The organism is Pseudomonas sp. MDT1-16 (genome assembly GCF_054898115.1).
In genome coordinates this window covers 1613660-1631648 of sequence record NZ_CM142717.1, presented here as the reverse complement: position 1 = coordinate 1631648, position 17989 = coordinate 1613660, and the positions used below count along the sequence as shown (strand labels likewise).

At 59.0% G+C, this 17989-nt stretch carries 19 protein-coding genes; 14 read left to right on the top strand and 5 right to left on the bottom strand.

What is annotated here, in order from left to right; genetic code table 11:
• Nucleotides 1–57 precede the first annotated feature (57 nt).
• From ACYZT3_RS07285 to ACYZT3_RS07270, 4 genes are all read left to right on the top strand, one after another.
• Nucleotides 58–822, top strand: coding sequence for a methyl-accepting chemotaxis protein (locus ACYZT3_RS07285; RefSeq protein WP_461979610.1), 765 nt, complete (start codon nucleotides 58–60; stop codon nucleotides 820–822).
• A 190-nt stretch (nucleotides 823–1012) separates the two neighbouring features.
• Nucleotides 1013–2134 (top strand): glycosyltransferase family 4 protein, encoded by a 1122-nt coding sequence (locus tag ACYZT3_RS07280; RefSeq protein WP_282375455.1) that lies wholly within the window; start codon nucleotides 1013–1015, stop codon nucleotides 2132–2134.
• Nucleotides 2127–2903: a polysaccharide deacetylase family protein gene (locus ACYZT3_RS07275; RefSeq protein WP_282375454.1), complete on the top strand. Its 777-nt coding sequence runs from the start codon at nucleotides 2127–2129 to the stop codon at nucleotides 2901–2903. The genes ACYZT3_RS07280 and ACYZT3_RS07275 overlap by 8 nt, the downstream gene beginning before the upstream one ends.
• Nucleotides 2900–3895, top strand: coding sequence for a lysylphosphatidylglycerol synthase transmembrane domain-containing protein (locus tag ACYZT3_RS07270; protein ID WP_462031799.1), 996 nt, complete (start codon nucleotides 2900–2902; stop codon nucleotides 3893–3895). The genes ACYZT3_RS07275 and ACYZT3_RS07270 overlap by 4 nt, the downstream gene beginning before the upstream one ends.
• Here the strand turns inward: ACYZT3_RS07270 and ACYZT3_RS07265 are convergent.
• Both ACYZT3_RS07265 and purU read right to left on the bottom strand, forming a co-directional pair.
• Complete coding sequence (locus tag ACYZT3_RS07265) at nucleotides 3882–4058, bottom strand: hypothetical protein (protein WP_462031798.1); 177 nt, start codon at nucleotides 4056–4058, stop codon at nucleotides 3882–3884. The genes ACYZT3_RS07270 and ACYZT3_RS07265 overlap by 14 nt on opposite strands.
• A 63-nt stretch (nucleotides 4059–4121) precedes the next feature.
• Nucleotides 4122–4970 carry a formyltetrahydrofolate deformylase gene (gene purU, locus ACYZT3_RS07260; RefSeq protein WP_282375451.1) on the bottom strand — a complete coding sequence of 283 codons (849 nt, stop codon included), beginning with the start codon at nucleotides 4968–4970 and terminating at the stop codon, nucleotides 4122–4124.
• Nucleotides 4971–5309: 339 nt separating this feature from the next.
• On the opposite strand from purU, the gene mvaT reads away from it, so the two are divergent.
• A complete protein-coding gene (mvaT, locus tag ACYZT3_RS07255) occupies nucleotides 5310–5687 on the top strand; it encodes a histone-like nucleoid-structuring protein MvaT (RefSeq protein WP_007933316.1) in 378 nt (125 codons plus the stop codon).
• A gap of 98 nt (nucleotides 5688–5785) precedes the next feature.
• Here mvaT and sbcB read toward each other — a convergent pair whose 3' ends face one another.
• On the bottom strand, nucleotides 5786–7216 hold the full coding sequence (sbcB, locus tag ACYZT3_RS07250) for an exodeoxyribonuclease I (RefSeq protein WP_462031797.1): 1431 nt from the start codon (nucleotides 7214–7216) through the stop codon (nucleotides 5786–5788).
• A 183-nt stretch (nucleotides 7217–7399) separates the two neighbouring features.
• Between sbcB and ACYZT3_RS07245 the strand changes: the two genes are divergently transcribed.
• From ACYZT3_RS07245 to ACYZT3_RS07210, 8 genes are all read left to right on the top strand, one after another.
• Nucleotides 7400–8125 carry an RDD family protein gene (locus tag ACYZT3_RS07245; RefSeq protein WP_462031796.1) on the top strand — a complete coding sequence of 242 codons (726 nt, stop codon included), beginning with the start codon at nucleotides 7400–7402 and terminating at the stop codon, nucleotides 8123–8125.
• Entirely contained in the window at nucleotides 8122–9099 is a 978-nt protein-coding gene (locus ACYZT3_RS07240; protein ID WP_462031795.1) for a stage II sporulation protein M, read from the top strand. Before ACYZT3_RS07245 ends, ACYZT3_RS07240 begins: the two co-directional genes overlap by 4 nt.
• Complete coding sequence (locus tag ACYZT3_RS07235) at nucleotides 9086–10630, top strand: DUF4129 domain-containing protein (protein ID WP_462031794.1); 1545 nt, start codon at nucleotides 9086–9088, stop codon at nucleotides 10628–10630. Before ACYZT3_RS07240 ends, ACYZT3_RS07235 begins: the two co-directional genes overlap by 14 nt.
• Nucleotides 10627–11790: a DUF4350 domain-containing protein gene (locus tag ACYZT3_RS07230; RefSeq protein WP_462031793.1), complete on the top strand. Its 1164-nt coding sequence runs from the start codon at nucleotides 10627–10629 to the stop codon at nucleotides 11788–11790. The genes ACYZT3_RS07235 and ACYZT3_RS07230 overlap by 4 nt, the downstream gene beginning before the upstream one ends.
• Nucleotides 11787–12788 carry an AAA family ATPase gene (locus ACYZT3_RS07225; protein WP_282375445.1) on the top strand — a complete coding sequence of 334 codons (1002 nt, stop codon included), beginning with the start codon at nucleotides 11787–11789 and terminating at the stop codon, nucleotides 12786–12788. Before ACYZT3_RS07230 ends, ACYZT3_RS07225 begins: the two co-directional genes overlap by 4 nt.
• The gene (locus tag ACYZT3_RS07220) at nucleotides 12785–14116 is read left to right on the top strand and encodes a DUF58 domain-containing protein (protein WP_462031792.1); all 1332 of its coding nucleotides are present in this window, start codon (nucleotides 12785–12787) and stop codon (nucleotides 14114–14116) included. Before ACYZT3_RS07225 ends, ACYZT3_RS07220 begins: the two co-directional genes overlap by 4 nt.
• 166 nt (nucleotides 14117–14282) lie before the next feature.
• A complete protein-coding gene (locus tag ACYZT3_RS07215; protein ID WP_462031791.1) occupies nucleotides 14283–14531 on the top strand; it encodes a hypothetical protein in 249 nt (82 codons plus the stop codon).
• A gap of 276 nt (nucleotides 14532–14807) precedes the next feature.
• A complete protein-coding gene (locus ACYZT3_RS07210; protein WP_462031790.1) occupies nucleotides 14808–15179 on the top strand; it encodes a DUF6124 family protein in 372 nt (123 codons plus the stop codon).
• A gap of 159 nt (nucleotides 15180–15338) precedes the next feature.
• Here the strand turns inward: ACYZT3_RS07210 and ACYZT3_RS07205 are convergent, their stop codons facing one another.
• Both ACYZT3_RS07205 and ACYZT3_RS07200 read right to left on the bottom strand, forming a co-directional pair.
• Entirely contained in the window at nucleotides 15339–15698 is a 360-nt protein-coding gene (locus ACYZT3_RS07205) for a PilZ domain-containing protein (protein ID WP_282375439.1), read from the bottom strand.
• 265 nt (nucleotides 15699–15963) lie between these two features.
• Nucleotides 15964–16347, bottom strand: coding sequence for a tetratricopeptide repeat protein (locus ACYZT3_RS07200; RefSeq protein WP_282375438.1), 384 nt, complete (start codon nucleotides 16345–16347; stop codon nucleotides 15964–15966).
• A gap of 175 nt (nucleotides 16348–16522) precedes the next feature.
• On the opposite strand from ACYZT3_RS07200, the gene pyk reads away from it, so the two are divergent.
• The gene (gene pyk / locus ACYZT3_RS07195; protein WP_462031789.1) at nucleotides 16523–17974 is read left to right on the top strand and encodes a pyruvate kinase; all 1452 of its coding nucleotides are present in this window, start codon (nucleotides 16523–16525) and stop codon (nucleotides 17972–17974) included.
• Nucleotides 17975–17989: the final 15 nt, after the last annotated feature.

The following is a 17989-nucleotide window of genomic DNA, read 5'->3' as shown; positions in this document are numbered from 1 at the left end:
GCCACCGGACAAGTCAACGAAGTGGCCCTGCGTGTAGTGGCCGCCTCGAATTCGTCGATGTTCAATTCCGACCAGCAAGCCTCGCGCACCAGCAGCGTGGCCGCGGCGATCAACCAGCTCGGCGCCGCCGCTCAGGAAATCGCCCGTAACGCAGCACAAGCCTCGAGTCAGGCCAGCGATGCCCGCAGCCTGGCCGAAGATGGCCAGCAAGTGGTGGACCGCAGCATTGCCGCGATGAATCAGCTGTCGAGCATGCTCAGCGCCTCGAGCACCAATATTGAATCGCTGAACAGCAAAACCGTGAATATCGGGCAGATTCTCGAAGTGATCACCAGCATCTCCCAGCAAACCAACCTGCTGGCGCTCAACGCAGCCATCGAAGCGGCGCGTGCCGGTGAAGCCGGTCGCGGTTTTGCGGTGGTTGCAGACGAGGTTCGTAACCTGGCGCACCGCACTCAGGAATCGGCGCAGCAGGTGCAGACCATGATTGAGGAGTTGCAAATCGGCGCCCGCGAATCCGTCAGCACCATGAGCGAGAGCCAGCGCCACAGTCAGGACAGCGTCGAAATCGCCAACCTGGCCGGTGAGCGTTTGAATAGCGTGACGTTGCGTATTGGCGAGATTGACGGGATGAACCAGTCGGTGGCGACGGCAACTGAGGAACAGACTGCCGTGGTTGAATCGATCAACGTGGATATTACCGAGATCAATACACTGAATCAGGAAGGGGTGGAAAACCTGCAGTCGACGTTGCGGGCGTGTTCGGATCTTGAACAGCAGGCGGCGCGGTTGAAGCAGTTGGTGGGCAGTTTCCGTATTTAGTGTCTGAACTGGCCCTTTCGCGGGCAAGCCTCGCTCCTACAGGGTTTAGCGTGAACCCGTAGGAGCGAGGCTTGCCCGCGAAGGCGATTGCTCAAACATCACAAACCTCGCTGACACCCCCGCCACAAAACCCCAACCGAACATCTATCCTTCATAAAGGTCAACCAAGGGAGAATAACGGACCGGAGGGATGTTCATCGTGCATATCGCTGACATAACCATGTTCTACGCCCCTGCCAGCGGTGGCGTGCGCACCTATCTGGATGCAAAACACCGTCGCCTGGGCATCAAGCCGGGCATTCGCCACAGTCTGCTGATCCCTGGGGCTTACTTAAGTGAACAGGATGGCGTTTACACGGTTCCGGCCCCCGCTCTGCCCTTCGGCAAAGGCTATCGCTTCCCCCTCCGTCTCGCGCCCTGGCGCAATGTTCTGCAGGATTTACAGCCCGACCTGATCGAGGTCGGCGACCCCTACCTCACCGCATGGGCGGCACTCGACGCTCGGCGGCAACTCGATGTCCCGGTGGTCGGCTTTTATCACTCGGACCTGCCGCTGCTGGTCAGCAATCGCATGGGCAACTGGGTCACAACCAACGTCGAAGCCTATGTCAGCAAGCTCTATGGCAACTTCGATCGGGTTCTGGCGCCAAGCCAGGTCATGGCCGACAAACTGATCGGGTTGGGGGTGAAGAACGTTTTCGTTCAACCGCTGGGCGTCGACTTGCAAACCTTCCATCCCAATGCCCGGGACCCGGGTCTGCGGGCCGAATTGGGCATCGATGAAAACACTCATTTGCTGATCTTCGCCGGGCGCGGCGCCAAGGAAAAAAACCTGCCGGTGCTGCTCGACTGCATGAAACGCCTGGGCCGACGCTATCACCTGCTGCTGGTAGGTTCGTCGATGCCAGCCGCAGTGCCCGACAACGTCACCGTGGTCGGTGAGTTCTGTCCGGCGGCACACGTGGCGCGATTGATGGCCAGCGCCGATGCGCTGCTGCATGCCGGCGATCAGGAAACCTTCGGCCTGGTGATTCTTGAAGCCATGGCCAGTGGCATTCCGGTGGTGGCCGTGGCGGCCGGGGCCTTTCAGGAAATCATCACCGATCAATGCGGCCTCCTCTGCCCGCCGAATAATCCGTTGGCGATGGCCAACACGGTCCGCGAACTGTTCAGCTCGGGCAGCGTCGTGTTGGGCAAACAGGCCCGCAGCCATGTCGAGCAGCATTACTCTTGGGACACGGTGGTCAACAGCCTGCTGCGGCACTATCACGCCGTACTCGGCAGCCACTGGCTGCTGACCGCCAATGGTTGAGCCCATGAACCCGCCCAGCCTGTTACTCGTCCTGCACGACGTCGCACCGCAAACCTGGGCCGATTACCAACCCTTTGTCGAAGCTGTCGACGCCCTGGGCGAGGTGCCGATGACCTGGCTGGTCGTGCCAAATTTGCACAAGCACAACGATCTGGAGGAGCATCCGGGGTTTCGACGTTGGCTCACCCGTCGGATCGCCCGAGGTGACGAACTGGCATTGCACGGTTACTTTCATTGCGATGAAGAGCCCACTCCCACTACCCCACGAGACTGGTTCATGCGCCGGATTTACACCCATGAAGGCGAGTTTTACAGCCTGTCTCAAGAAGCCGCTCTTGCCCGCCTGCGCGCCGGCATCGAAGTGTTCCACCGTTATCACTGGCCGCTGGAGGGGTTCGTCGCCCCGGCCTGGCTGATGAGCGAAGGGACGCGCCAGGCCTTGCGCCAGTTACCCCTCAGTTACACCAGCGATCCGCAGCATCTGTATCGTCTGCCGGACTTCAGCGCCGTTGATGCTCCAGGCCTGGTCTGGAGTGCGCGCAGCGCCTGGCGCCGGGGGGTGTCGAAACTCGTCAGCCATCAACGCGAACAACGCTGGCGGCACGCACCGGTGATTCGTCTCGGCCTGCACCCGGTCGATATGCGCCATGAGCTCTCGCGCACTTACTGGCTGCAAACCCTCAAGCGCTTGCTCGGCGAGGGTCGTGTGCCGATGACCAAGGCACGCTGGCTGGCGCTGCAAAGCGATTGTATGGGTCGCGCCGCATGAGTCGCGGGATTCTGCTGCTCGTCGCGCTGCTTGCTGCGGTGCTGATTCCGTCGCTGCTGGGCGGTAACGAAACCTGGTATCGACTGCAAAGCTTTCCGCTGAGATGGCTGCTGATCATGTTCGGCATGATCCTGCTGTGCTGGGTGCTGAACACAATGCGCTTGCGCCTGTTGCTAGGGGATCAGCGCGACAAGGTGGGCCCGTTCAAAAGTCTCGGGGTGGTGATGGCCGCCGAATTCGCCTATTGCGCCACCCCCGGCGGCAGCGGCGGCCCGCTGACCATCATGGCGCTGCTGGCGCGCAATGGCGTGCGTCCGGCCAGAGGCAGCGCCGTGTTTGCCATGGATCAGCTGAGCGATTTACTGTTTTTTCTCTGCGCGCTGAGCGGGATCCTGATCTATGCGTTGTTCCAGCACCTCAGCCAACGCATGGAATGGCTGCTGACCGTCAGCGCCCTTTCGATGTTCGGCGGGTTGTTCAGTTGTGTGGTGGTTGCCCGTTACCATCGAATGCTGATTCGCCTGAGCGGCCGGTTGCTCGCTCGCCTCAATGTCAAAGCCACCACGCGCCTGCGCTGGGCGCGAAAACTCCTGCACTTCCTGGCGGCTTTTGCTGACACGCTGAAGTTGCCCTTTCAGACATTGATCATGGTGTTTGCCTTGACCTGCCTGCATTGGCTCCTGCGCTATAGCGTGCTGTATCTGGCGTTGCGTGGGCTCGGGGCGGATTTGCAGTGGGCCTGGAGCTTCCTGATCCAGATGCTTTCGCTGAGCGCGGGGCAGTTCAGCCTGTTGCCGGGCGGTGCCGGGGCAGCGGAGTTGACCTCGGCGGCGCTGCTGGCGCCGATGGTGGGAAAATCTACCGCGGCGGCGGCGATTCTGATCTGGCGGGCGGTGACCTATTACTTCTACCTGGTGGTGGGTGGCCCGGTGTTTTTGCTGATGCTCGGGCGGCCGCTGCTGAAGAAGTTGATGAAGTTCAAGCAGGCGTAGGCTTGTCGTCGGGTTCTTGCTGCAACTGTTCCCACAACTCGGCAGCACCGGGAAACTCCGTGCCGTCTTCGGGGTTCATGTCATCCGGGTCGTAGCGACTCAGACAACCCTCACCCAACGTGGTGGGTGCCCTGGAAGTGGCTTTGTCCAGTGGATCGGCCATGGTCATGTCCTCTATTTACCCAGATCGTTCCCACTCTGCGTGGGAACGATCAGCAACTGGCTGTCAGAACACGACGGTTTTGTTGCCGTGCACCAGCACCCGATCTTCCAGGTGATAACGCAGACCACGGGCCAGCACCATCTTCTCGACGTCCCGACCGAAACGCACCATGTCGTCGATGCTGTCGCTGTGGCTGACGCGAACGACGTCCTGTTCGATGATCGGACCGGCATCCAGCTCTTCGGTCACGTAGTGGCAAGTAGCGCCGATCAACTTCACACCCCGCATCGATGCCTGGTGATACGGCTTGGCACCGACGAACGACGGCAGGAAGCTGTGATGAATGTTGATGACCTTGTGAGCGTATTCGCTGCACAACTCGGGCGGCAGGATTTGCATGTAACGGGCAAGTACGACCACTTCGGCATCGTGCTGTTTGACCAGACGCGATACTTCGGCGAATGCCGGTTCTTTATCCTGCGGGTTGACCGGTACGTGGTAATACGGAATCCCGTGCCACTCGACCATGCTGCGCAAATCGTCATGGTTGGAAATTACACAGGAAATGTCGCAATCCAGCTCATCACTGTGCCAGCGGTGCAACAAGTCGGCGAGGCAGTGAGACTCGCGACTGGCCATCAGTACCACGCGCTTTTTCTGCTCGGTATCGGTGATGCGCCAGTTCATGGAGAACTCTTCGGCAATCGGTGCAAACGCTTCGCGAAAGGCATCGATACCGAAGGGCAGCGAATCGGCACGAATTTCGTGACGCATGAAGAACCAGCCACTGAGATTGTCCGAGTGATGGCTCGCTTCAGTGATCCAGCCGTTATGTGACGCCAGAAAGTTACTGACTTTAGCAACGATGCCGACGCGGTCCGGGCAAGCAATCACCAGCCGAAAAGTGCGCATGAGGGTCAAACTCCAGAACTTCGCAAAGGCGGCCATTCTAGCGATTGCGCAGCAAAACTGCAGTATTGATGACGTCTTGCCTGGCACGAAGGTGGGCGACAGAGATTTTGGCAGCCTCCACTACCCGCGCGATGGTGTTCCTGTTGCCCATCTTCAAGTGCCCGATTGTGAATATCTGTGATGACGGCATCACACTATTTAACTACACCCGCCATTTATGCCCTATTCACCGTAACTCATTTAAATAAAACCACGGTTAATGTTTACTTGATGAAACACCCTGACTATTATTGCCGCACTGTCACCTGCCATCCAGCGCCCCAACATAAGGTAGTCCTCATGTCCTTGATCAACGAATATCGCGCCACCGAAGAAGCTATCAAAGAGCTGCAAGCCCGTTTGAAGAACCTGTCCCAAGACGACAAACTGCAAACCGAGCTGGAATTCGAAGGCAAACTGCGCACCCTGATGGGCGAATACTCCAAATCTCTGCGTGACATCATTGCGCTATTGGATCCAGAGTCCAAAACCAAAGCGCCACGCGGCGGCGCAGTAAAAACTACCGGCACCAAACGTGCTCGCAAAGTTAAACAATACAAAAACCCGCACAACGGCGAAGTCATCGAAACCAAAGGTGGCAACCACAAAACGCTGAAAGAGTGGAAAGCCAAGTGGGGCGGTGACGTGGTTGAAGGCTGGGCTACCCTGCTGGGCTAAGCCGCAGAGTTTGTCGCAGACTCATCCGCGACAAAAAAGAACGCCAGCTGATGCTGGCGTTTTTTGATGCTGGCATTCAGCCCCGGACATATTCGTTTTCAAAGATTCAATCGTTTGCGCAATCCCTGGACATAATTCTGCCATTCATTCAGCACCTCCCGCTGAAGCGATGTAGCACTAATGTTCCATTGGGCTGCGGCCGCTACAAAAGTGTCCAGCGTATTTGGCGCCCCCCATTCGGGTGCTGACAAACGTTGCTGACAGAATATTCGCCAGCGTTCTTGCTCTTCGAAACTCAACGTATCGGGGAAGTTACGGGCGCGATATCGAAATAATAATTCAGGCAAGCGTTCATCATCGAAAGGCCATTGTTGTTGCGCTAATTGAGCAGGGTCGGCAGACCTGACTTGCTCACATAGACGCCGATCCCGATCACCGATAAAACCATCGTATAACTGTTGCTCAGGGTCTTGGCTCGAGGTGAAGTCTTCGTTGGCATAAATCGCCTGAACTTTATCTCGCCAAACTTTTTGTGCGTCACTTAGCCGCAGCGCACGCGCTTGGTAGAGCGACATATCCAGCCCCAAACGTTGCTGGTCTTCAGAACGAAGTACCGACAACGGCGCCACCACCGGGCATTTGTTGATGTGGATAAGTTTGAGCGGCACCGGCAACTCGCCCTCGGCCAAGTCATCGCGGCGGGTATACAGCCGTTGACGCAAGGTGTCGGCATCAAGATCGAGCAAGCCCTGAGGGTCCAGGTGCAGGTCACAGACAATCAAAGCGTTCTTGTTGCGCGGATGCCAGGCCAATGGCAGCACCACACCAACATAACTGCGCGCCGCCGAGAAGCGCCCGGAGATGTGCACCATTGGCTGCAACAGCCGAATCTGATCCATCACCTTTTGTTTACCGCGCAACTGAAACAACCAGTCATACAACTTTGGCTGTTTTTCCCGGATCAGACGCGCCAGGGCGATGGTGGCGCGAACGTCCGACAACGCTTCGTGAGCATTGCCGTGATCAATGCCATTGGCGGCGGTCAGGCGTTCGAGTTTGAGCGTCACCCGCCCCTCGTCGTCCTTTGGCCAAACGATGCCATCAGGGCGCAAGGCATACGCTGCACGCACCACATCAATCAGGTCCCAGCGGCTGTTACCGCCCTGCCACTCGCGCGCGTAGGGGTCAAAAAAGTTTCGGTACAGGCTGTAACGGGTCATCTCGTCGTCGAAACGCAACGTGTTGTACCCCGCCCCACACGTACCGGGCGCAGCGAGTTGGGCATGCACCCGGGTCATGAAATCGGCTTCACTCAGGCCCTGCTCGGCCAGTCGGCCGGGGGTAATACCCGTGATCGCGCAGGCCGCCGGATGGGGCAGGATGTCTTCACTGGGCTGGCAGTAAAGGTTGACCGGCTCGTCTATTTCATTGAGATCGAAGTCAGTGCGAATCCCCGCCATTTGTAGCGGGCGGTCGCAACGGGGGTTGATGCCAGTGGTTTCATAGTCGTACCAGAAGATAGAGGTCACGGGCTATTCCTGAACTGAAGATCGGCGAAGTCTAGGCGTTCACATCCCGCCCCGGCCAGTAATCTCGTCATTCAATCACCTCCGGCCACTCACCGTGCAATACATAGTTATGTCGTTTCCCCCCGAGAGGCTGCTAGCATCGGCCGGACATCGAATCCCGAACAGGCCACATTAAGGTTGCCCATGCTCGAGACCACAGCACTGCCAAGGAAAGCGACGCTGTCCGCGCCACTGGATACGCGGTATCAAGTCGAAACGCCGGAAGGCATCGACTTGCCACTGCGCCCGGCCGGGCTGATGGTTCGTGCGCTGGCGTTCGCCATCGACCTTGGGTTACGCGGATTGGTCCTGGGCTTGCTGTTTATTGTGTTGGCGTTTCTCGGCAAACTCGGCGCTGGGCTCGGCTCGATTCTTTTGTTCGTGGTGAGCTGGTGGTACATGGTGCTGTTCGAGGTGCTCAACCAAGGGCGCTCGCCGGGCAAACAATGGATGGGGTTGCGGGTGGTGCAGGACGATGGCACGCCGATCGGCTGGTCTGCTTCGCTGCTGCGCAACCTGCTGCGATTTGTCGACCTGTTGCCATTTGGCTACTTCCTCGGCGCCATCAGTTGCCTGCAACACCCCACCTTCAAACGCCTCGGCGACTTGGCCGCCGGCACGCTGGTGATCTACCGCGAACAACCGTTGACTCGACCGCAACTGCCCGACGTCCAGCCTCGGCGCCCGGCCTTTACCCTGACGCTGCTCGAACAACGCGCCATTCTTGGGTTTGCCGAACGCCAGGGTGAACTCTCCGAAGCGCGGACGAACGAACTGGCGTCGATCCTTGCCCAACCGTTGCAGGTCTCCGCGCCACGCGCCGTGGCGGAACTCAACGGCATCGCCCGTGGCTTGTTGGGGCCCGCATGAAGCAAAGCCTTTTCGAAAATCGCCACAAGGCCGAATGGGAGCAGTTTTCCCTGATGCTCGACCAGCTGGAGCGAGGCAAGGAAACCTCACGGATCGCCAGTTTCCCGAAAGACTATCGACGGCTCTGCCAACAGTTGGCACTGGCTCAGGAACGCGGCTACAGCAGTTTCCTGATCGACTCCTTGCAGCAACACGTGCTGCGAGGGCATCAACAGCTTTATCGGCATCGCAGTCGAATGGGCGCCAACCTACTGAGCTTTATCCTTGCCGACTTCCCGCGCCTGGTGCGCGAACAATGGCGCTTTGTGCTCGCCGCCGGCCTGATGTTTTTTGGCAGCCTGATCGGCTTCGCGCTGCTGGTGTATCTGTTCCCGGACCTGGTCTACAACCTGATTCCGGCCGAGCAGGTCAGCGAGATGCAAGGCATGTATGACCCCGACGCCGGTCACCTGGGGCGTTCGGCGGAACGCGCCGCCAGTGAAGACTGGGTGATGTTCGGTTACTACATCATGCACAACATTGGCATCGCCTTTCAGACGTTTGCCAGCGGCTTGCTGTTTGGTCTGGGCAGCGCGTTTTTCCTGTTCTTCAACGGCTTGATGATTGGCGCGGTGGCCGGGCACCTGACGCACATCGGCTACGGGCAAACCTTCTGGTCGTTCGTGATTGGCCACGGCGCGTTCGAACTGAGCGCCATTGCGCTGGCCGGTGCCGCCGGCCTGCAACTGGGCTGGGCATTGATCGCGCCGGGGCGCCTGCCCCGCGCCGAAGCGTTGCGATTGGCGGCGCGCAAGAGCGTGTTGCTGATCTGCGGCGTCATGCTGTTTCTGCTGATTGCCGCGTTTATCGAAGCCTACTGGTCGTCGATGACCGCGCCGGCGCCAATCACCAAATACCTGGTCGGCGCGGTGCTTTGGTTGTTGGTGGCGACTTATCTGCTGTTTGCCGGACGAACCCGCCATGCGCCTGAGTGACGCCACGGTCGTGATCCGCCCGCGCACCACCTGGGAAGCCATGGACCTGGGCGTGCTGCTGAGCCAGCGCCATCGACGATTGCTGATGACCAGTTGGGCCATCATCACCTTGCCGATCTTCGCGCTGCTCACCTTGTTTCTGTGGGATTCGCCCTCCCTCGCCGTGTTCATCTTCTGGTGGCTGAAACCGGCGTTCGAACGACTGCCGTTGTACATCCTTTCCAAAGTAATGTTCGGTGAAACACCCACATTGAAACAGGCGCTGCGCCAATGGCCGCGCCTGCTCAAGCCACAACTACTGGCCAGCCTGACCTGGCGAAGGCTGAGCCTGAGCCGCAGTTTTGTGATGCCAGTGGTGCAACTTGAAGGCCTGAAGGGTCAGGCACGCCAACAGCGTTTGCGGGTGTTGCTACAGCGCAACGCCGGCGCGGCACAGTGGCTGACGATCATCGGCGTGCATCTGGAAAGCGCGTTATGGATCGGCCTGATGGTGCTGTTCTATATGTTCTTGCCGCAACAGGTCGAACTCGACTGGAGCTGGCAGACCTTGATCACCGCCGCCACACAGGACTGGCGATGGCTGGAACACCTGACCAATGCCTTTTACGTGCTGGTGCTGATTGTCTGGGAACCGATCTACGTGGCCTGCGGCTTCAGCCTTTATCTGAATCGGCGCACGGTGCTGGAAGCCTGGGACATCGAACTGGTGTTCCGCCGATTGCGCCAACGCCTCAACACCACGGCGGTCACGCTGCTGCTGGCCGCGATACTGCTGGTGCCGGCCGCACCCAACGTCTGGGCCGACGAGCCCGTGATCACGCCGGACAGCCCACGCCTGTTGGATCAACCGCTGACCAGTCAGGCGTCCAAAGACAGCATCAAGAAAATTCTCGATCAGCCCCCGTTCAAGAACAAAGAAACGGTGACCCGCTATCGATTTGGCGAAGACAAACCCGACACCCAAACACCGGATGACGGGAAAACACCTGAATGGCTGAAGGCCTTGGCCAGTCTGTTCGATAGCCAGCGTTTCGGCTTTCTCGCCACCTTGATTGAAGGGCTGTTGTGGGGCGCCGTGATGGGTGCCATCGGCTTGCTGATCTGGCGTTACCGCGACGGGTTGCAGGCGTTCGTCAGCCGTCGGCCGGCGTTCAACCGTAAAGTCGGACGCCCATTGCCGCCGCAAGCGTTCGGTCTGGACCTGAATCGAGAAACCCTGCCCGCTGACATCGCAGCCAGCGCCGAAAGTCTCTGGCAAACCAACCCGCGCGCTGCCCTCGGGTTGCTCTATCGCGCCCTGCTCAGCCATCTGTTGCACGACCACAACATGGCGCTGAAACCCGCCGACACGGAAGGCGAGGTGCTCCAACGCGTCGAGCAACTGCATCAACCGGCCTTGCTGGCCTTCAGCAGAAACCTGACCAGGCACTGGCAGAACATGGCCTACGGGCATCGCCTGCCGCCCGCGCATTTGCAACAGGAACTCTGTGACGGCTGGCGAACATTGTTCGGCCCGGGAGCGCCCCGTTGAGCCGGCGGTTGCGGCTTTCGGTCGGCGTGTTCATCAGCGTGCTGGTGGGCGTGCTGAGTGTTTATCTGTACCTGAAGGCCACGCCCTATCAGGCAGAAATCGATCACGGCCCGTCCCCCGAAGCCCAGGCCAATCCCTATTTGGCCGCAGCGCATTTCCTGCGCAAACAGGGCCTGACCGTCAGTCACGCCAACAACCTCGATATCCTGCCCACCCTCGATCCACATCAACACAGTCTGTTGTTGCTCGGGGACCGGTACAACATGACCCCGCGCCAGATCGATCAAGTGATGAACTGGACCCGGGCCGGCGGGCGCCTGTTGTTTGTCGCCCAGTCGCTGTGGGATGAAAGGACCGGCCAGAGCAATGACCTGCTGCTCGACCGGGTGCAGCTGCACCAGTCGCTGAGCAAAGACCTCAAGGAGCCGCCGCCCACTATTGGCGGCAACCCTTACCCCAAACTGACCAAGCTGTATCTGGAAGACGAAGACGCGCCGGCCTACGCCAGCTTCGATACGGCGTTCCATCTCGAAGACCCGAAAAACCTCGCGCAAGCCTGGGCCAACAGCGGCAAGGCCACGCACATGATGCAGCTGAACCACGGGCTCGGTTCGATCACCGTGGTCACCGACGCCGACCTGTGGAAAACCCCGGCCATCGACCAGTACGACAACGCCTGGATGCTCTGGTACCTGACCGCCGACACGAACGTGACCCTGCTGTTCAACACCGATCACGACAGTCTGCTGACCTTGCTCCTGCGTAATTTCCCTCAGGCGTTAGTCGCCCTCATCGCCCTGATCGGTCTTGCGCTCTGGCATGTCGGAGTGCGCCATGGTCCGCTGCTGGAACCTGCACCGAAAGGTCGCCGGCAACTTCAGGAACACCTGCGCGCCAGCGCCGATTTCATGTTGCGCCGCAACGGCCAGCAGCACCTGCTGCAAGCCTTGCAGCAAGACATCCTGCGTCGTGTGCGGCGCCGTCATCCCGGTTTCGAACAATTGGACGTTGCCGAGCAATGGCGGGTGCTCGCACGCCTGACCGGCCAATCCACACGCGCTATCAGCCAGGCCATGAGCCCGCGACCGAAGCAGCGGCTGTCCAGCGCTGAATTCAGCCGTCAGGTCGCCCACCTGCAAACCTTGAGGAACACGCTATGAGTGAACAGATCGAGCCCGGCGTGCCCTCCCACGCCGCTCAGCAACGCCAGCGCGCCAGCCAATTGGCCCAAGCGGTACGGACCGAATTACGAAAAGCCGTGATCGGCCAAAACACGGTGATCGACGACGTCCTCACCGCCCTGATCGCTGGCGGCCATGTGCTGCTCGAAGGCGTGCCGGGGTTGGGCAAAACCTTGTTGGTGCGCGCCCTCGCCCGCTGCTTCGGTGGCGAGTTCGCACGCATCCAGTTCACCCCCGACCTGATGCCCAGCGACGTGACCGGGCACGCGGTGTACGACTTGCAAACCGAGCAGTTCAAACTGCGCAAAGGTCCGCTGTTCACTAACCTTTTGCTCGCTGACGAGATCAACCGCGCCCCGGCGAAAACCCAGGCCGCGCTGCTCGAAGCGATGCAGGAACGCCAGGTCACCCTCGAAGGGCGCGCCCTGCCCATCGTGCAACCGTTCATGGTGCTCGCCACGCAAAACCCCATCGAACAGGAAGGCACTTATCCACTGCCCGAAGCCGAGCTCGATCGCTTCATGCTCAAGGTGCGCATGGATTACCCCGACGCCGAGCAAGAGCTGAACATGGTTCGCCAAGTCAGCCGCTCGACCCGCGCCGACATGCTCGACGTGCAACCGCTGCGCACCGTATTGCAAGCCAAAGACGTGCTGGCCTTGCAACGCATCGCCAGTGATTTGCCGCTGGACGATCAGGTGCTCGACTATGCCGTGCGTCTGGCCCGCACCACCCGCACCTGGCCGGGCTTGACTCTCGGCGCGGGGCCACGCGCGTCAATCGCGCTGGTGCGTTGTGCCCGAGCCCGGGCGCTGCTGCGCGGTGGCGAGTTCGTGATTCCGGATGACATCAAAGGCTGCGCATTGGCCGTGCTGCGCCATCGTGTGCGCATTGCGCCGGAGTTGGACATCGAAGGGCTGGACGTCGATCAGGTGCTCAAGCAACTGCTCGATCAAGTGCCGGCGCCGCGTCTGTGAAACCTTCGCGCCTGCTATTGATCTGGCTGGCGATCCTGCTGGCCATCGGCATTGTGCTGGGCACTTTGCGGGCATTGGACGTTGAAGCCCCCGGCAGTCTGTTGTCGATCAACTGGGGATTGCTGCTGGCGCTGTTGTTCTTGGCGATACTCGACGCCATCCGCCTCAAACGCCTGCCCTCGCCGCGCGTGCAGCGGCAGATGCCTGGCAGCCTGGCGCTCGGTCGTTGGGGCGAAGTACGGCTGGAGGTCGAGCATGATTTCCACCAGCCGTTGCACATTCAGATCTTCGATCACGTACCGCAGGGGCTGAGCTTTGAAAACCTGCCGTTGTCAGTCGAACTGCAACCCGGCCAACACAGCCGGATCGGCTATCGCCTGCGCCCGCTCAAACGAGGGCACTTCACCTTCGAACAGTGCGAAATAAGCCTACCGAGCCCAATGGGCTTGTGGTCGGACAAACGCCTGCTCAACGTCGCCGACAACACCCGCGTCTACCCCGACTTCGCCCGACTCTACGGCGGCCAGCTGTTGGCGGTGGATAGCTGGCTGAGCCAGCTGGGCGTCCACCAGCGCCAACGACGGGGCCAGGGCCAGGAATTCCATCAACTACGCGAATTCAGAGAAGGCGACAGCCTGCGCCAGATCGACTGGAAAGCCACGGCCCGCCACCGCACGCCCATCGCCCGCGAATACGAAGATGAACGTGACCAGCAGATCATCTTTCTACTCGATTGCGGTCGACGCATGCGCAGCCAGGACGATGAACTGTCGCACTTTGATCACGCGCTCAATGCCTGTCTGCTGCTCAGCTACGTCGCCCTACGCCAGGGTGATGCGGTGGGTTTGAGTACGTTTGCCAGTGATCAACCGCGCTACCTGGCGCCGGTTAAAGGCACAGGCCAGCTCAGCGTGCTGCTCAATACGGTTTACGACCTCGATAGCAGCCAACGCCCTGCCGACTATCAGGCCGCCGTCAACCAATTGCTGGTTCGGCAAAAACGCCGGGCGTTGGTGGTGTTGGTGACGAATTTGCGGGATGAGGACGATGAAGAACTGCTGACAGCCGTCAAGCGTCTGGCCAAACAACATCGCGTGCTGGTGGCGAGCCTGCGCGAAGACTTGCTAGACAGCATGCGACACGCACCCGTGCAAACCTTGCCAGAGGCGTTGGCTTACTGCGGGACGGTGGATTATTTGAATAACCGGGCCGAACTCCATGAGCGATTGAGTGCTCATGGAGTTCCGGTGGTGGATGCGCGACCCGGGGAATTGGGGGCCGAGCTGGTGACGCGGTATCTGGGTTGGAAAAAAGCCGGAATGATGTAACGGTACCTAGCATAGAAAATAGCTGCTTCACGATATCGATAGGAAGTGATAGAGATACTGGTAGAGAAACCACCTAAGGACGCGATGCAGTGGTCAATTCTCCCATAATAGTTTTGAGCATCGGTCATAACCAACAAGCATTTAGCTCTACGTCGAGGAATAAATCATGGATGAGAAAAGTCTATTCACTGCAGTGCTAACCCAGATCCATCAGAACCAGCTGGCAATGGGTGCGGCAATAGAAGAACTAACCAATTTGGTGGAGAAACAAGGGGCTACTGAAGTCGCAGATAACATCCGAGGGACGCTCCAAACGCTAGATCGAAACCAAGAATTTATCTCTCTGGCGCTTATCTCTGTTTCCACCGACTTTAAAGAAGTAGAGCCCCCGAAAAAACCACATTCTGATGAGTGATGAAACATTCAACACTTGCAAATATCGCTCGACAATTTCTCAAAATTGTTGGGCGCATTGCGATGAAGAAATAGCTTTGGTGGCATGACAAATGTTCATCGTTGGACAGCTGCTCTTTCTCTTTTCGTACCCGAATATTCGAGCAAACGACAACGCCTACAAAACCAAGCGCCTCTACCTACAACTAGCAGCGGTCCTGGCTGACTATTGAAGATAGCCGTCCAACCTTAAGGTTCTCCTGTCGCTACCCATCAGCGATCCAAAGGAGTTAACCCGATGTTCAATCCTCCACCCGAGAAATTCGAATCCATCCCCCGTTCGCCCTACGCCACCCTCGACCCTAAAAAGCTCCACGCCGCCGCCAAAAAGGCACTGAAACATTACCTCAATCAAAACAACACCCAAAACCGCTTTACCGAGGAACGAGCCATGAAGATGTTCGCCGTCGCCCCAGATGCAAATCCCGAGGAGCTGCTGATCCAGACTTTCGAAACTTATTCATCAGTCGGTATTTTGCTACTGGACCTGGCTGAAGGCCTCGAAGATAAAGAACGTCACCTGGCGATGGCGATTTATCAGTTGAGTGAGTTGGGGTTGTTGCTGGTGGAGAAGTCGCTGGAGAACGAGCAGGCGATCGGTACGGCGTAGTGTTTCAGCCATTTGGTTTCTGTTGTCTGCACTGACGCCATCGCGAGCAAGCTCGCTCCCACAGGTTTCTGCGGTGAACACACTTTTTTTTGTGCACAACGCTAATCACTGTGGGAGCGAGCTTGCTCGCGATTGCGATTGCAACGGCGCCGCAGAATTTCAGGCCGAGGCAGGCAACGGCTGAAAACTGAAGTACTGCTTCAGCGCACTCACCAATTGCCCATACTCCGGCGGTGCCCGTTGCAGGCTGAACCCGGCGTCATAGTGGTGAGGGGTCGTGTCTTCATGGCACCACAGGCAACACGCCTGAAGATCAATGACCTGCATACAACCGTTGCTGGCGGGGATTTTCAGGCGCAAATCGAAATCGGCGCCGATCATCATCGGCAACTGGCTGATCAGCATCAGCCCGTCCTCGGACACGTTGCCCAGAAAGCCAATGGGTTTGTCGGTGACGCTGTTGAACACTCTTAGAAAATACGGCAATTGATGCCGCTCGATCCGGCGGTCAGTGAACATGCGCAATTGGCCCAGCAAGGCCCTTAAGCAGGGCCGCACTAATGCTTCGGAACGGGCCTGTTTCTATTTCTGCTTCTATTGCTTATAGAAAGGCATAGACATAGGCGCGCTCTCCCCGATCCCGGTGCGACAGTCCACAAAACCGCTGCCGCTTACTCCTGCCGATCACAGGTGTTACGTCGATGTAGAGACGAGGCTCTAAAACCGATCTATTCGACTATAGCTCACCACCGCAGGGGGGCCAGCCTTTGAATGCCCCCGTTAATCAGAACCGGGTCGGACGCACGACCGCCGCACTGCGCAGCGGATAGTGGCCTAGCGACTGCAAGGTTTCCAGGCGGGCGCGGGCGCGGAAGGCGTATTCACTTTGTGGGTACGAGGCGATGATGAACTGGTAGGTTTGAGCCGCATCGACAAACAGTTTCTGACGCTCCAGACACAAGCCGCGCATCATCGACACTTCCGGCCACACATAAGGCCGCGCGCGGCTGGCGCGTTCGACTTTTGACAATTCGAGCGTTACTTGCTCGCAGTTGCCGCGGTCATAGGCGCTGTAGGCGTTATTCAAATGATGGTTCATCGACCAACGGGTGCAGCCCGTGACGCTAATAACGGCGAGGGCAAGGGCGGCAATGAGCACGAATCGCATGGGGGTTCTCCTGTCTTGAGCAATGTATCGACCCGTCGCGCAAAATCTTCAGGAATGTTCGTTTAAAGAAACAAACGAATAACAAAGCTCTTCACAAAAAGTAGTGCACATGAACAATGACTACACCCCAAGAGCATAGTAGCCTCACTCAGCGCTTGAACTCAGGAGTCTATGCATGTCCGTCCGTCGTACCAAAATCGTCGCTACCCTTGGCCCGGCCAGTAACTCGCCGGAAGTTCTCGAACAGCTGATTCTGGCTGGCCTGGACGTCGCCCGCCTGAACTTCTCCCACGGCACCCCCGACGAGCACAAGGCTCGCGCGAAGCTGGTGCGTGAACTCGCTGCCAAGCACGGCCGCTTCGTCGCCCTGCTGGGTGACCTGCAAGGCCCGAAAATCCGTATCGCCAAATTCGCCAACAAGAAGATCGAGCTGAAGATCGGTGATCAATTCACCTTCTCCACCAGCCATCCTCTGACCGAAGGCACCCAGACCGTCGTCGGTATCGACTACCCGGACCTGGTCAAGGACTGCGGCGTAGGCGACGAGCTGCTGCTCGACGACGGCCGTGTGGTCATGCGCGTTGATACCGCCAATGCCACCGAGCTGAATTGCACCGTGCTGATCGGCGGTCCGCTGTCCGACCATAAAGGCATCAACCGTCGCGGTGGCGGCCTGACCGCACCGGCCCTGACTGAAAAAGACAAGGCCGACATCAAGCTCGCTGCGGAAATGGAAGTCGACTACCTCGCCGTGTCCTTCCCGCGTGACGCCGCCGACATGGAATACGCCCGTCAACTGCGTGACGAAGCCGGCGGTACTGCCTGGCTGGTGGCGAAGATCGAACGCGCCGAAGCCGTGGCCGACGACGACACCCTCGACGCGCTGATCAATGCCTCCGACGCCGTCATGGTGGCCCGTGGTGACCTGGGTGTGGAAATCGGCGACGCCGAGCTGGTGGGCATTCAGAAGAAAATCATTCTGCACGCACGCCGCCACAACAAGGCGGTGATCGTGGCGACGCAGATGATGGAGTCGATGATCCAGAACCCGATGCCGACCCGTGCTGAAGTGTCCGACGTGGCCAACGCCGTGCTCGACTACACCGACGCCGTGATGCTCTCGGCTGAAAGTGCGGCCGGCCTTTACCCGCTGGAAGCGGTGCAAGCCATGGCGCGCATCTGCATCGGCGCTGAAAAGCACCCGACCAGCAAGACCTCCAGCCACCGCATCGGCAAGGTCTTCGAAAGCTGCGACCAGAGCATCGCCCTGGCGGCCATGTACACCGCCAACCACTTCCCGGGTGTAAAGGCGATCATCGCCCTGACCGAAAGTGGTTACACGCCATTGATCATGTCGCGCATCCGCTCTTCCATCCCGATCTACGCGTTCTCCCCGCACCGCGAAACCCAGGCCCGCGCGGCCATGTTCCGTGGCGTTTACACCGTACCGTTCGACCCGGCATCGCTGCCGCCTGAGCAAGTCAGCCAGGCCGCGATCGACGAGTTGCTTAAATTGGGCGTTGTGGAGAAAGGCGACTGGGTCATCCTGACCAAGGGCGACAGCTACCACACCATCGGCGGCACCAACGGGATGAAAATCCTGCACGTTGGCGACCCGATGGTCTGAGTGACAATGCGCTGA

Excerpts from the sequence above, each read along its gene's own strand:
- ACYZT3_RS07285 (WP_461979610.1), top strand. The coding sequence starts at position 58 with ATGTTCAATTCCGACCAGCAAGCCTCGCGCACCAGCAGCGTGGCCGCG.
- ACYZT3_RS07280 (WP_282375455.1), top strand. The coding sequence starts at position 1,013 with ATGTTCATCGTGCATATCGCTGACATAACCATGTTCTACGCCCCTGCC.
- ACYZT3_RS07275 (WP_282375454.1), top strand. The coding sequence starts at position 2,127 with ATGGTTGAGCCCATGAACCCGCCCAGCCTGTTACTCGTCCTGCACGAC.
- ACYZT3_RS07270 (WP_462031799.1), top strand. The coding sequence starts at position 2,900 with ATGAGTCGCGGGATTCTGCTGCTCGTCGCGCTGCTTGCTGCGGTGCTG.
- ACYZT3_RS07265 (WP_462031798.1), bottom strand. The coding sequence starts at position 4,058 with ATGGCCGATCCACTGGACAAAGCCACTTCCAGGGCACCCACCACGTTG.
- purU (WP_282375451.1), bottom strand. The coding sequence starts at position 4,970 with ATGCGCACTTTTCGGCTGGTGATTGCTTGCCCGGACCGCGTCGGCATC.
- mvaT (WP_007933316.1), top strand. The coding sequence starts at position 5,310 with ATGTCCTTGATCAACGAATATCGCGCCACCGAAGAAGCTATCAAAGAG.
- ACYZT3_RS07245 (WP_462031796.1), top strand. The coding sequence starts at position 7,400 with ATGCTCGAGACCACAGCACTGCCAAGGAAAGCGACGCTGTCCGCGCCA.
- ACYZT3_RS07240 (WP_462031795.1), top strand. The coding sequence starts at position 8,122 with ATGAAGCAAAGCCTTTTCGAAAATCGCCACAAGGCCGAATGGGAGCAG.
- ACYZT3_RS07235 (WP_462031794.1), top strand. The coding sequence starts at position 9,086 with ATGCGCCTGAGTGACGCCACGGTCGTGATCCGCCCGCGCACCACCTGG.
- ACYZT3_RS07225 (WP_282375445.1), top strand. The coding sequence starts at position 11,787 with ATGAGTGAACAGATCGAGCCCGGCGTGCCCTCCCACGCCGCTCAGCAA.
- ACYZT3_RS07215 (WP_462031791.1), top strand. The coding sequence starts at position 14,283 with ATGGATGAGAAAAGTCTATTCACTGCAGTGCTAACCCAGATCCATCAG.
- ACYZT3_RS07210 (WP_462031790.1), top strand. The coding sequence starts at position 14,808 with ATGTTCAATCCTCCACCCGAGAAATTCGAATCCATCCCCCGTTCGCCC.
- ACYZT3_RS07205 (WP_282375439.1), bottom strand. The coding sequence starts at position 15,698 with ATGTTCACTGACCGCCGGATCGAGCGGCATCAATTGCCGTATTTTCTA.
- ACYZT3_RS07200 (WP_282375438.1), bottom strand. The coding sequence starts at position 16,347 with ATGCGATTCGTGCTCATTGCCGCCCTTGCCCTCGCCGTTATTAGCGTC.
- pyk (WP_462031789.1), top strand. The coding sequence starts at position 16,523 with ATGTCCGTCCGTCGTACCAAAATCGTCGCTACCCTTGGCCCGGCCAGT.